This window comes from Benzoatithermus flavus (assembly GCF_037908215.1).
Taxonomy (GTDB): domain Bacteria; phylum Pseudomonadota; class Alphaproteobacteria; order Geminicoccales; family Geminicoccaceae; genus Benzoatithermus; species Benzoatithermus flavus.
This window is the reverse complement of sequence record NZ_JBBLZC010000004.1, coordinates 25,520-38,019: the sequence shown is the minus strand read 5'-3', so window position 1 is coordinate 38,019 and position 12,500 is coordinate 25,520. Positions and strand designations below refer to the sequence as shown.

General features: G+C 68.4%; 15 protein-coding genes. 7 read left to right on the top strand and 8 right to left on the bottom strand.

The features are described 5' to 3' along the window. Window positions 1–8 precede the first annotated feature (8 nt). Window positions 9–1,292: an MgtC/SapB family protein gene (locus U1T56_RS05320; RefSeq protein WP_418158408.1), complete on the top strand. Its 1,284-nt coding sequence runs from the start codon at window positions 9–11 to the stop codon at window positions 1,290–1,292. A 3-nt stretch (window positions 1,293–1,295) separates the two neighbouring features. On the opposite strand, the gene U1T56_RS05315 is transcribed toward U1T56_RS05320, so the two are convergent. Further along, a complete protein-coding gene (locus tag U1T56_RS05315; protein ID WP_418158407.1) occupies window positions 1,296–1,961 on the bottom strand; it encodes a glutathione S-transferase family protein in 666 nt (221 codons plus the stop codon). Window positions 1,962–2,056: 95 nt separating this feature from the next. Beyond that, window positions 2,057–3,280 (bottom strand): FAD-binding protein, encoded by a 1,224-nt coding sequence (locus U1T56_RS05310; protein ID WP_418158406.1) that lies wholly within the window; start codon window positions 3,278–3,280, stop codon window positions 2,057–2,059. 169 nt (window positions 3,281–3,449) lie between these two features. On the opposite strand from U1T56_RS05310, the gene U1T56_RS05305 reads away from it, so the two are divergent. Together U1T56_RS05305 and U1T56_RS05300 are read left to right on the top strand one after the other, a co-directional pair. Next, on the top strand, window positions 3,450–3,671 hold the full coding sequence (locus U1T56_RS05305) for a hypothetical protein (protein WP_418158405.1): 222 nt from the start codon (window positions 3,450–3,452) through the stop codon (window positions 3,669–3,671). A gap of 215 nt (window positions 3,672–3,886) precedes the next feature. After that, a complete protein-coding gene (locus tag U1T56_RS05300) occupies window positions 3,887–4,087 on the top strand; it encodes a hypothetical protein (protein WP_418158404.1) in 201 nt (66 codons plus the stop codon). 71 nt (window positions 4,088–4,158) lie between these two features. Here the strand turns inward: U1T56_RS05300 and U1T56_RS05295 are convergent, their stop codons facing one another. Both U1T56_RS05295 and rpoH read right to left on the bottom strand, forming a co-directional pair. Beyond that, a complete protein-coding gene (locus U1T56_RS05295) occupies window positions 4,159–4,512 on the bottom strand; it encodes a hypothetical protein (protein ID WP_418158403.1) in 354 nt (117 codons plus the stop codon). A 458-nt stretch (window positions 4,513–4,970) separates the two neighbouring features. Beyond that, window positions 4,971–5,861: an RNA polymerase sigma factor RpoH gene (gene rpoH / locus U1T56_RS05290; RefSeq protein ID WP_418158402.1), complete on the bottom strand. Its 891-nt coding sequence runs from the start codon at window positions 5,859–5,861 to the stop codon at window positions 4,971–4,973. A gap of 482 nt (window positions 5,862–6,343) precedes the next feature. Here rpoH and U1T56_RS05285 point away from each other — a divergent pair, with 482 nt between their 5' ends. Beyond that, window positions 6,344–6,619: a hypothetical protein gene (locus tag U1T56_RS05285; RefSeq protein ID WP_418158401.1), complete on the top strand. Its 276-nt coding sequence runs from the start codon at window positions 6,344–6,346 to the stop codon at window positions 6,617–6,619. A gap of 12 nt (window positions 6,620–6,631) precedes the next feature. Here U1T56_RS05285 and U1T56_RS05280 read toward each other — a convergent pair whose 3' ends face one another. Next, window positions 6,632–6,970, bottom strand: a complete 339-nt coding sequence (locus tag U1T56_RS05280; RefSeq protein ID WP_418158400.1) for a hypothetical protein — start codon at window positions 6,968–6,970, stop codon at window positions 6,632–6,634. Between the two features lie 284 nt (window positions 6,971–7,254). Then, window positions 7,255–8,742 carry an FAD-linked oxidase C-terminal domain-containing protein gene (locus tag U1T56_RS05275; protein ID WP_418158593.1) on the bottom strand — a complete coding sequence of 496 codons (1,488 nt, stop codon included), beginning with the start codon at window positions 8,740–8,742 and terminating at the stop codon, window positions 7,255–7,257. Between the two features lie 332 nt (window positions 8,743–9,074). On the opposite strand from U1T56_RS05275, the gene U1T56_RS05270 reads away from it, so the two are divergent. Further along, on the top strand, window positions 9,075–9,269 hold the full coding sequence (locus tag U1T56_RS05270) for a 3-hydroxybutyrate oligomer hydrolase family protein (protein WP_418158399.1): 195 nt from the start codon (window positions 9,075–9,077) through the stop codon (window positions 9,267–9,269). 305 nt (window positions 9,270–9,574) lie between these two features. Further along, window positions 9,575–10,096, top strand: a complete 522-nt coding sequence (locus U1T56_RS05265) for a hypothetical protein (RefSeq protein ID WP_418158398.1) — start codon at window positions 9,575–9,577, stop codon at window positions 10,094–10,096. A gap of 75 nt (window positions 10,097–10,171) precedes the next feature. On the opposite strand, the gene ykgO is transcribed toward U1T56_RS05265, so the two are convergent. Next, a complete protein-coding gene (gene ykgO / locus U1T56_RS05260) occupies window positions 10,172–10,297 on the bottom strand; it encodes a type B 50S ribosomal protein L36 (protein WP_418158397.1) in 126 nt (41 codons plus the stop codon). A 29-nt stretch (window positions 10,298–10,326) separates the two neighbouring features. Next, window positions 10,327–10,551, bottom strand: coding sequence for a 50S ribosomal protein L31 (gene rpmE, locus U1T56_RS05255; protein ID WP_418158396.1), 225 nt, complete (start codon window positions 10,549–10,551; stop codon window positions 10,327–10,329). A gap of 119 nt (window positions 10,552–10,670) precedes the next feature. On the opposite strand from rpmE, the gene U1T56_RS05250 reads away from it, so the two are divergent. Beyond that, entirely contained in the window at window positions 10,671–12,473 is a 1,803-nt protein-coding gene (locus U1T56_RS05250) for an ABC transporter transmembrane domain-containing protein (RefSeq protein ID WP_418158395.1), read from the top strand. Window positions 12,474–12,500: the final 27 nt, after the last annotated feature.

Sequence of the window (12,500 nt, the reverse complement as noted above, 5' to 3'; positions counted from 1 at the left end):
TGATCGCCATGGACGGCCATCTCGATCTCGCCGTGATCCGGGATTTCGCGACCGCGCTCCTGATCGGCGCCCTCATCGGCATCGAGCGCGAGAAGCGCATGGCCGAAGCGGGTGAGGGCGGGATCGGGGGCTTGCGCACCTTCATCCTCGTCGCCCTCGTCGGCGCCGTCGCCGGCCTGCTCGCGGGCGCCACGGGCCAGTTCTGGCTCCTGCCGGCAGCGCTCCTCGCCGTCGCGGCGCTCGCGATCGTCGGTTATATACGCACGAGCCGGTCCGACCCCAATGCCCTCGGGCTCACCACCGAAGTCGCAGCGCTCGCCGTGTGCCTGCTCGGTGCCATGACCATGCTGGGCCAGCAGGAAGTTGCGATCCTGCTCGCGGTCGTCACCGCCGCCGTCCTCGCCTACAAGCAGCCGCTGCACGGACTCGTGGGCCGGCTCGGCTGGGACGACGTGTTCGCCGGACTAAGGCTCCTGATCGCCACGTTCGTCGTCCTGCCGCTCTTGCCCGACCGGCCCGTCGACCCATGGCAGGCGCTCAATCCCTACGCCTTGTGGCTCCTCGTGATCCTGATCTCGGGTCTCTCGCTCGTGGGCTACGTCGCCACGCGCTGGCTCGGTGACGACAAAGGGGCGGCGCTCGCCGGGCTCACCGGTGGCCTCGTTTCCTCGACCGTCGTGACCCTGGCCTTCGCCCGCCAGAGCCGCGCGCACGACCGGCCCGCCGCCACGGCGGCGCTCGCCTGTGGCGTGCTCGTCGCCTGGGCCATGATGTTCGCGCGGGCCGTGGTCGAGGTGCTCGTGGTCAACCCGGCCCTGGTCCGGCCGGTGCTGCCGCCGTTCGCCGCCATGGGATTGGTCGCCGCCGGGCTCGCCTTCGTCTTCTACCGACGCAGCGTCTCGGCCCGGAGCGGCGGCGCGACGCCGATAGGCGAGGTGCGGCTCACCAACCCGTTCAGCCTGACGGCCGCGATGCAGTTCGCGGCCTTCTTCGCCGTCGTCCTCCTGGTCGTGGAGCTGGTCCGGCGCCATTTTCCCGGCCAGGGCCTCTACGTGGTGGCAGCGCTCACCGGCCTCACCAACGTGGATGCCATCACCCTCTCGATGGCCGAGTACGCCAGGGCCAACGACCCGGGCACGGCCGTGAACGCGATCGTCATCGCCGCGGTCGCCAACACGCTCGTGAAGTGTGGCATCGTCGCCGTCGTGGGCGGGGCGACGCTGCGCGCACCGGTGCTGCTCGCCACGCTCGTCGTCCTCGCCGTCGGCGCCGGCGTGCTGGTGCTCGCCTGAGGCTCAGAAATCCGGATCGTCGTAGTGCGCGGGCGGCTTCAGGCCGGTGAGCCGGTCGAGCAGGATCGGACGCATGGACGGGCGCGACTTCATCTTCGCGTACCAGTCCCTGGCTCCGCCGGCCACGTCCCAGGGCACGTCGCCCATGTAGTCGAGCACCGAGAGATGGGCCGCGGCGGCGATGTCGGCCAGGGTCATCTCGTCGCCGGCGAGCCATTTGCGGCTCTGGTAGAGATAGTCGATGTAGGTCAGATGAAAGCGGATGTTCTGCGCTCCCTCGCGCAGGACCTCCGAGCGCGGGAAGCCCTTTTTCGCCCAGCGCTTGACCAGCTTCTCGCGCCAGAGCAGCTCCGTCACCTCGCGGTTCATCTTGGTGTCGAACCAGGCGACCAGGCGCCGGGTCTCGTTGCGCTGGGCCTGTGTCTTCCCGAGCAGGCCGACCTCGGGATAGGCCTCCTCGAGATAGTCGGTGATCGCCTGGCTGTCGCAGACGACCGTGGTGCCGTCGATCAGGACCGGGGCTTCGGATGCCGGGTTGAGCCGCAGAAGGTCGTCCGGATGGGTCCAGGGCTGGACCTCGACCAGCTCCGCCGTGAGCCCCTTCTCGCGGAGCGCGATCCGGACCTTGCGGCAGAACGGGCACAAGGGGACGTGGAGGAGGCGCAGCATGTCCAGCACAGACGCGGCAGCAGGTCGCGCGGACCGGGCCGGCCCGCACCCCCGTTAAGCCCGAACCGGCCGGCGAGCGCAAGGCCCCCTGCGGATCACATTCCCGGATACATGCGCCCAGGGTTGAGGATGCCCTTGGGGTCGAAGCTGTGCTTCACGCGCTCGGTCAGCGCCCGCAAGGAAGCGGGCAGGGGCTGGAACGGCTCGATCTCGCGCCGGAGCCAGTCCGGCCCGCGTACGAGCGTGGCGTGTCCGCCACGGCCGGCCAACGCCTCGCGGATCGTGCCGGATTCGCGCGCCCAGCTTTCCTTGACCGCGAGCCAGATCAGGCCGCCGGCCCAGTCGAACAGGCGCTCGTTGGTGAGTTCGGCCGCCCAGGCCGCGAGCTCGGCCCCGGCCGTGGGCGCCACCGACAGGCGCCACAAGGGGCGCTCGCGGGTGAGCAGGGTCACGTTGCGGATCTCGCGCCAGAGGGTGAGCGACTCCTCGTGGCCGATGGTCTGGAACTCGATGCCGGGGCGGGCGAGCAGCCGCTGCAGCTCGCCGCTGCGATAGCGCACCGATGGCGCCACGCCTTCGAGTCGCACGGCGGCGATTCCGCGTCCGGCGCGCCCGACCGTGCCCACCGCGGACCGGCCGGCGGCGAGCGGCGGCAGGTAGGCGGCACCTGCGATCTCGCAGGGTGTCCCGGTAGCGGCGCGCAGGAGAGCGAGGAGCGTCACCTCGTCCGGGCCGGTGGCGAGCACCGTGAGGCTCGATTCGGCGCGCGGCAGGACCTTGAAGGTGACCTCGGTCATCACCGCGAGCGTGCCGTAGGAGCCGGTGAGCAGCTTGCAGAGATCGTAGCCGGTGACGTTCTTCACCACCCGGCCGCCGGTCTTGATCACCTGGCCGAGGCCGGTGACGCAGTGGAGCCCCAGGAGATGGTCGCGGGCCGCCCCGCTCTTGAACCGCCGGGGGCCGGACAGGTTGCAGGCGAACACGCCGCCGATCGTCTGTCCGCCGGGCGCTCCGCCCAGAAGCGCGCCATAGTCCGCGGGCTCGAAGGCGAGCTCCTGGCCATGCTCGGCGAGCGCCGCCTCGATCACGCTCAAGGGCGTGCCGGCGCCGGCACGCATCACGAGCTCCTCGGGCTCGTAGAGATCGATCCCGGCAAGGCCCGCCACGCTGACGGCGTGGCTGGCCTCGACCGGCCGGCCGAGCCCGCGCTTCGTACCGGCACCCAGCACCTCGAGCGGCTCTTCCTCGGCCATGGCCCAGGCGACGAGGTCGGCGAGCTCCGCTGCGTTCTTGGGCCGCAAGATCGCCTGCTCCTCCATGTGCGCTCTCCCGCCGCATGATCACGAGCCGCTAGAGGCCACAGCGGCGGCAGGGTGGCAAGGCACGGCAGCGCAGGATGGGGGAGGATCGGGGCGGAACCGTTGGGGATGCGCCCGGTTGGCCTCTGACCGAGACGGGATCGTCCCTCCGGGTAGCGGGAGATGGATCATGGCAGGTCAGGGCAGCGAGGCCGGCGCCGGCAACGAGGCGCATCGGGGGCCGGGCGAGAGCGGGCAGGCGGAGGGAGCCTTCGTGCCCGAGCGTCCTTACGAGGATTTCCAGCCCGACGTGCCGCGCCCCTATCCTCATCCGGAGACGCCCGACGAGGAGGCGGCAGGGTCGCAACGCGACAAGGTCGAGCGGATCGGCAACGACCCCGGCCCCGGCTGACGCCGGACGGGGGCGAATCGTCGTTCGGATGACGGATCTCCGGGCTGAAGCCGACCGGCAACGCTCGCCGCTCCCCGGCTTTTCCCGTGTCAACACTGCCTTGCCAATTCGGCCGTGTCGGGGATAACCGAGCATGGGCGAGATTCCGGGACGGAAGCCGATCGGACGGCCGTGACGCCCACACGGCCGAGATGCGAAGAGCAAGGAGGAAGGCGATGACTGCATCGTTCGGCCGCAAGACGGCCGCCGTGGCGATGCTTCTCGGTCTGGGCCCGGCGCTGACCGGCTGCGGTGGGGACAGCCGGGATCTCTGGGGCGTCGACAAATCGAAGACCGTGCAACTGCCGCCCTCGGATTATCCCGCTCCCGACAACAATCCACCGCCCAAAACGAGCGCGCCGACACCGCAGCAATAGAGGCGGGATCGCCAGTGCCGGACCCCGCCACCTGGAACGGAGCCGGCCGGCACTGGCGTTGCGGTCGCCTGTCAGGCCCGGCGCAGCTTCGCCAGCGTGGCCAGCGCCAGGCGCAGGCCGTGCTGTTCCCGCTCGTCCAGATCGCTCTGGGCGAGGATGGTCATCACGCGGCGGATCTGCGCCATGGCTCCTTCCAGGGTTCGTGCGGGCGTGCTCAGGAGCAGATCCTCGAGATGGGCGATCTGGGCGCAGACGGCCTGGAAGGTCTGCTCGTCGGCGGTCCCGAGATCCATCGCATCCAGCTTCTTGACCTGACGTTCCCAGACGAGATGGACGTCGACCACGTGTTCTGCCGACGGCAGAGCGCGCGGCACGGCGACGGTGCCGGCCATGGCGGTGCTGCCCGCCCTCGAGCGCTTACCCATGCGTTTCGACCCTATCGTCTCGCAGCATGCGCTGCCTGTTGTCATCGAGTTTGCGGGCCGGCTCATGAGCAGCGCCCGTCTTCGTGGTCATCTGGCCATCGGGAACGTGCAGCGAACTATTCATCGCAACTCGAGCAGCCAATATGATCTTCCCCCGGCAGGGACGGCATCGATGCCGCCACTCCGTCCGGTTCGCCAACCTGAAGCGATGCTAGGGCCCCCGGGCCTCGGAGGCGGAGACGGTAACTTTGCGCGCGACAATTTGCACGTATGAAAATCTTTCAAGCTGGGTGAATTATTACTGATAAGCAAATCGATCCCGACCGCCGGCAACCCGAAATGTGGATTGTGTATGTAACGGGCCGACATGCATCGTCGGCGGCGAGAAGAACGCAAGAAACGAAAACGGCCCGGGAGGGTTTCCCCTCCGGGCCGTGGACAGCCGGACCGACCTGTCGTCAGGCCGCGAGCGCGCGGCGGCCGCGATCGTTGGCGGCCGCCGCCAGCATGGCCTTCTGCACCCGCTCGAAGGCGCGGACCTCGATCTGGCGGATGCGCTCGCGCGAGACACCGTAGATCCGGGCCAGCTCCTCGAGCGTGACGGGCTCGTCCTTCAACCGCCGCTCGATCAGGATGTGACGCTCGCGCGGGGTGAGGATCTCCATGGCATCGGCCAGCAGGCCGCGGCGCCAGGCGAGTTCGCTCGCCTCGGCGATCTCGTGCTCCTGGTCCTGGCTCTCGTCGACCAGCGTGTCGCTCCACTCGCTGTCGGAATCGTCCGTGAGTCGGGCGTTGAGCGAGGCGTCGCCCGTGGCGAGCCGGCGGTTCATCTCGACCACCTCGCCCTCGCCGACCTCGAGGTCGCGCGCGATGCTGGCGACGGCCTCGGGCGGCAGATCGCCGCCCCCGGTCTCGCCGAGCTGCGCCTTGAGCCGGCGCAGGTTGAAGAACAGCTTCTTCTGCGCGGCCGTCGTGCCGAGCTTCACCAAGGACCAGTTGTGCAGGATGTGCTCCTGGATCGCAGCCTTGATCCACCACATGGCGTAGGTCGCGAAGCGGAAGCCGCGCTCGGGATCGAACTTCTCGAGCGCCTGGACGAGACCGACATTGCCCTCGGCGACCAGCTCGGCGAGCGGGAAGCCGTAGCCGCCGTAGCCACGGGCGAGCTTGACGACGAGGCGCAGATGACTCGCGACCAGCTCGCGTGCCGCTTCCGGATCGCGCTGTTCGCGCCAGCGCTCGGCGAGCTCTCGCTCGCGCTCGGCGCTGAGAATGGGCTGCTGGCGCGCCTGCTCGAGATAACGGCCGAGATCGTCCGTGAAGTGCCCTGAAACGAGATTAGCCTTCATATGCCCCCTACCCGAGCCCCGAACGGAACCATGTCGCCTCGGCATCGTACCAACGACGACGAAGACAGCCGATGGCGCCTGGGATGTGGCTCCAGGCGCCATCGGCTGTCTTCGGGTCGTTCGGGGAGACGGATCTTATATAAGCGCCGGCCCGGTGCTGACAAGAGGCCGATCATTGAAAAGCGAAACAGGGTCTCGAGGCTGCGCCGAGCGGAGCGCCAGTCGTGTGCCGTCGATAGCTGAAAGAACCGGGTAAAATCACGTGCGCTGCGACTCGATGCGGCACTTGATTACTGGTGCGCTGGGTATGAATCTTTCTTCATCGGCCGGAGCGAGGCTGCCGATGCGGCGCCTTTTCCAGTCCTGCAGTCCTGTCCAGACCGCAGCCCGATCCCGGAACGCCTCGCCCGGCCTGCCGTTTCTTCCCGGAAACGGGCGTGGCGAACGGTCCGTGCGCGCCGCTGCCGCCGAGGAGGAAAGGGATGACCGAGCTGGCGTTGCGATCGACGTCCGAGACCACGTTCGTCGAGGTCGATCCGGGCAGCGTCATCGGTGCCGTGCGCGCCGATGGCGGCGAGGTCGAGGTATCGGGCCGCGAGCGGGGCGGTGGAGGAGAGCGCAGCCTCCGTCTACGACCCACCGGCGACGATCTGGGCTGGGTGACCCTGCCCGAGAATGTCGCATGGACGCGCTTTCGCGCCGTCGAGCAAGATGCCACCTGCACCGTGGAGCTCGTGCCGCGCGAGCGGGACGCCTGAACGGCGGCTGGCTCAGGGAGCAGCGCCGCCGGAGCCGGCGATCCCACCGCCGGAGCCGATCGCGTCCCCCGCACCGGGCCCACCGCCGCTGCCCAGAGCAGGGCTGTCGGTGGTTGTCTGTGGTCCGCTGGAGCGGCTGGTCGGGGTGACGTCCCGGCTCAGCGAGGGACCGATACCATCGGACCGGCTGCAGGCAGCCAGAGCCAGAGTCGCCGCCACGAGGACCAGCGCTCCGACCGGACGTGAGCGCCGGAGCGCGTCGCCGACGTACATGCTCTCGCGCATCGAACCCTCCTTGCCGAGATGCTGCTCGCCGAAGCGGTGCAGAGGGGAAGGGGCGGGCTCTCTCACGGGTTCCCTCGGGACTTTGCCCGCTGCCGGCGGCGCTCGCGATCTTTCCCGATCGGATACTTGCGATAGAGAAAAACGATCCGATCATCTCATCTTTGGATGCTGCAATCGGTCGCGTCAACTTCGGGGTCGCAGCGACAGATTGACTTGGCCTCTTTTCAGGCGATCCAGAATGCTCTACGTCATCGGTGTCTGTTTAGCCTCCCTGATCCTTGCTGCTTCGGCCGGGTGGAGCGATCCGCCCGGCCGTTTTTCGTTCGGACGGCCGCTGCTCGGCGAACGCTCTAGAACCGCGGCAGGTCGGGGAAACGCAGCTCGCCTCGGTGAACGTGGACGCGGCCGAGCTCGGCGCAGCGGTGGAGCGTGGGGAAGACCTTGCCGGGATTGAGGATTTGGCTCGGATCGAAGGCGCACTTGACCCGCTGCTGCTGCTTCAGATCGTCCTCGTTGAACATGGTGTCCATGAGATCGCGCTTCTCGACGCCGACCCCGTGCTCGCCGGTGAGCACCCCGCCCACCTCCACGCACAACTTCAGGATGTCGGCACCGAACGCCTCGGCGCGTTCGAGTTCGCCGGGCTTGTTCGCATCGTAGAGAATGAGGGGATGCAGGTTGCCGTCGCCGGCGTGGAACACGTTGGCGACGCGCAGCCCGTAATGCTGCGACATCTCCTCCATGCGCCGCAGCACGTAGGCGAGCTGGCGGCGGGGGATGGTGCCGTCCATGCAGTAATAGTCGGGCGAGATGCGCCCGGCGGCGGGGAAGGCGTTCTTGCGGCCCGCCCAGAACGCGATGCGCTCCTCCTCGCTCTCGGACGCCTTGATGTAGGTGGCGCCGTGCTGCCGGGCGATTCCCGAGACTACGCCGATCAGATGATCCACCTCGGCCGCGGGCCCATCCAGCTCGCAGATCAGAAGGGCCTGCACGTCGCGCGGGTAGCCGGCGTGACAGAAGTCCTCGGCGGCGTTCAAGGCCGGGTGATCCATCATCTCGAGGCCGCCCGGAATGATGCCGGCGGCGATGATCGCGGCGACGCAATCGCCACCCTGCTCGACCGTGGGAAAGCCGATCAGCACCGCCCGCGCGGTCTCGGGCTTCTGCAGGATGCGGACCGTGACCTCGGTGACCACGCCCAGAAGACCCTCCGAGCCGGTCATGAGGCCCAGGAGATCGTAGCCCTCGGCGTCGAGATGTTTGCCGCCGAGGCGGACGATGTCGCCGTTCGGGAGCACCATCTCGAGGCCGAGCACGTTGTTCGTGGTGAGGCCGTACTTCAGGCAGTGCACGCCGCCCGAGTTCTCGGCGATGTTGCCGCCGATCGTGCAGGCGATCTGCGAGGAAGGGTCGGGGGCGTAGTAGAAGCCCGCATGCTCGACCGCACGGGTGATGCCGAGATTGGTCACACCGGGCTGGACGGTGACGGTGCGGTTCTCGAGGTCGATGTCGAGGATCTTGTTGAACTTGCCCATGCCGAGCACGATGCCATCGGTGAGCGGCAGCGCCCCGCCCGAGAGCGAGGTGCCGGCCCCGCGCGGGACGACCTTGATCCTCTCCTCGTGGCACAAGCGCAGGATGCGCGAGACCTGCTCGGTCGTGCTCGGCAGCACCACGGCCATCGGCACCTGACGATAGGCGGTGAGCCCGTCGCACTCGTAGGCGCGCATCTCGTCGGCGCTCACGATCACGCCCTCGCCCGGCACGATCTCGCGCAGCGCGCCCACGATCCGGTCACGCTTGGCGAGCGCTTCGGGGTCCGGTTCCGGCATTTTCACCATGGCGGCACTTCCTTCCGACCGACGGGCGGGAGCATGGTCGCCCGGAGCGGTACGGTCAATTCGCGAAGGCGGCGATGCAATCCATCAACGTGGCATGCACGATGGTCGCATCCAAGGTGCGGAACTCACCGGTTCGCGCGAGGATTTCTTTGTCGTGTCAGTAACTTGCCGTCATGTCGGCTGTGCCGGGCGCAGCCCTTCGGCAATAACCGCTCACGGCCCCGGCCCGCGCCGGCCTGCTGCGGAGAGCCGACACGACCTTACGGATCGCCGAGGGGCGAGCCGTCCTGAACGGGTGCGGGCTCCTGCCGGAGGCCAACATCGCCGCCATGGGCCGGATGTGGGCGCATCCGGCCAAGGGCGTGCTTCTGCCGAAGAGCCAGGTCGTGCGCGCGATCCCGCACGGGATCCAGAACGGCGCGGTCCCACCGTTCACGGCAGCGAACCTGCCGCCGATCCGGACCGAACCCCGTCGGGCCGAGCGCATCACCTGCGACGGCCGCGAGCTCCGCATCCCGGACTGAGCACCGCCGTACGGTTCCGATGCCGCTTTCCAGCGGGGACCCGCCGTTCTCGACCCGCAGGACAAATCATGAAATCATTATAGAATCCTGCTCGGGATATGGTGAGTCCTCAAGACGAGGATTTGAATGGATGCAAATTTTCCGTTGACCATCCACCGGATGAAGCGCAGATTTGTCTTTTCCGAATCGATTTCTGACTGACTCATCGGCAAGACGGTCGGATGTCTTGTCATCCGATGCCGGTCTCGCAGCGAGCCGTGCCGACCACGGCAGGCCCGTGCTCGGCAAGACGGGAGGCCACATCCATGCGCCACATGACGGCGGTGCTGCTCGCCGCGACGTGCGCCGCGGGCTTCGGCCTGCCCGCGATGGCGGGCGACGCGGCGAAGCTGCCACAGAACGGCAAGGTGAAGTTCCAGGTGTCCTACGTGCAGTGGACCGGCCGCGACATTCAGCTCGACGGCAAGACCAGCTTCGGCACGTTCGAGTTCGCCGGCATCACCCGCAACGTCGAGGGCAAGCCCTGGTTCGACCGCATGACCGAGCACTGCACCGGCCAGTACTATGCCGGCGAGAAGCGCTCGGCAGCCACCAACGGCTCCTGCCTCTACGTCGATCCCGACGGCGACAAGGTGATGATCAACTGGACGGGGGGCACGGTCCCTTACGCCGGGACCAAGCAGGTCGTCGGCGGCACCGGCAAGTATGCCGGCATCACCGGGCAGGGCACCTACACCGGGACCGACCTCAAGACGCCTGCCGAGGGGATGGATCTCTGGCTGACCGACGTCGAGCTCGACTTCCAGATCAAGGCACCGACCCAATAGCCATCGACGAGCCGACGCAAAAAGGCCGGGGCCCCTCGGGTCCCGGCCTGCCGCCAAGCACGGCTGAAAACAGGCTCAACCCTGACGCGCCTTGAAGCGCGGGTTGGTCTTGTTGATGACGTAGACCCGACCCTTGCGCCGCACGAGCCGGCAGTCCTTGTGCCGGGTCTTGGCCGTCTTCAGCGAATTTCTGATCTTCATGGTAGCGATCCTTCGGGCCGCGCCGGCGCTTACTTCTTGCGACGGAAATTCTGGAAGCGGCGGTTGAACTTCTCGACCTGACCACGCTCGATGATCTGCACGGTGCCGCCGGTCCAGGCCGGGTGCGACTTCGAGTCGACGTCGAGGTGGAGCGTGTCCCCCTCCTTCCCGTAGGTGGATCGGGTCTTGAAGGTCGACCCGTCGGTCATCACCACGGTGATCTCGTGGTAGTCAGGATGGATGTCGGGCTTCACGGCTCTTTACCTCCTTGGCGGGCGGCCGGTATATAACGGGCGGTCACGCGCAACTCAAGGGGTGCCGCGCGCACCCTTTGTCGTCCCTCGATGATCCCAGCCCAGAAGTGAGGTCTCGCATGGAGGGAGCCGATCGTTCGCTCTCCCAGGCCGACGCCAGGCGCGCGTCGACCCGCAATCTCGGTCAGCTCCGGCGTCTTTCCGTCTATCTGCGCCCTTATCGCGGGCACGTGCTCGGCGCTCTCGTGGCGCTGGTACTGGCCTCCGCCGCCGTCCTCTCCCTGGGTGCGGGCCTCAAGCACCTGATCGACGGCGGCTTCGGCGCCGGCCGGCCGCAGGCCCTCGACCATGCGATCGAGGCGGTGGCGATCGTCATCGCCGTGCTGGCGGTCGCGACCTTTCTTCGTGCCTATCTCGTCACCTGGCTCGGCGAGCGGGTCATGGCCGACCTCCGGCGCGACGTCTACCGCCACGTCGTCCATCTCTCGCCGGGGTTCTTCGAGACCACCCGCACGGGCGAGGTGGTCTCGCGCATCACGACCGACACGAGCGTGATCCAGACCGTGATCGGCTCGAGCGTGACCCAGGCCCTGCGCAACCTCCTTCTCCTGGTCGGCGGCCTGGCCCTTCTGATCTGGACCAACCCGCGGCTCACCGGGCTCATCCTCGTCATCGTGCCGGTCGTCGTGATTCCGATCGTCGTGATCGGGCGGCGCGTGCGGCGGTACTCGCGCGAGGCACAGGATCGGATGGCCGACGTCTCGGGTACGGCCGAGGAGACGATCAACGCCATTCGCACCGTGCAGTCCTTCGCGCAGGAGGATCGGGAGAGCGCCCGGTTCGCGGCGGCGACCGAAGCCGCCTTCGCCGCCGCCGCCCGCTACGCCAAGGCGCGGGGGCTGCTCGCCGCGGTCGTCATCACGCTCGTGTTCGGCTCGATCGCGGTCCTGCTCTGGATCGGCGGCCACGACGTGCTCGCCGGCCGGATCAGCGCCGGCGATCTCTCGGCCTTCGTGTTCTACGCCAGCGTCGTCGCCGGTGCGGTGGGCGGCCTGAGCGAGACCATGGGCGATCTGCAGCGCGCCGCAGGCGCCACCGAGCGTCTGTTCGAGCTGCTCGAGGCCCGCTCCGAGATCACGGTTCCGGCCGAGCCGGTGCCGTTGCCGGCCCGGAGCCAGGGTGCGATCCGGTTCGAGCGGGTGAGCTTCGCCTATCCCTCCCATCCCGAGCGGCGGATCCTGAACGGGCTCGATCTCGACATCCGGCCCGGCGAGACCGTGGCCCTGGTCGGCCCCTCGGGTGCCGGCAAGACCAGCGTGTTCCAGCTCCTCATGCGCTACTACGATCCGAGCGAGGGGCGGATCCTGTTCGACGGTGTCCCGATCACCGATCTCGACCCGCGCGCCTACCGCTCGCGCATCGGCCTCGTGCCGCAGGAGCCCGTGATCTTCTCGGGCGATGCCTTCATGAACATCCGCTACGGCCGCCCCGACGCCAGCGACGAGGAGGTGCGGGCCGCCGCCGAAGCCGCGGTCGCGACCGAGTTCCTGGACCGGCTGCCCGACGGCTTCTCCACCTTCCTCGGCGAGAAGGGGGTGAGGCTCTCGGGCGGCCAGCGCCAGCGGATCGCCATCGCCCGCGCCATCCTGCGCGATCCCGCCGTCCTTCTGCTCGACGAGGCGACGAGCGCTCTCGATGCCGAGAACGAGCGTCTGGTCCAGCTCGCGCTCGAGCGTCTGATGCGGGGCCGCACCTCGCTCGTGATCGCGCACCGGCTCGCGACCGTGCTCAAGGCGGACCGGATCGTCGTCCTCAACGAGGGCCGGGTGGTCGATCAGGGCCGTCACGAGGATCTGCTCCGGCGGGGCGGGCTCTACGCCAAGCTCGCCGAGCTGCAGTTCAACCTGGACCGGGCGGCTTAGAGGCGGCCGGGGTGCACCCCGGCGCCT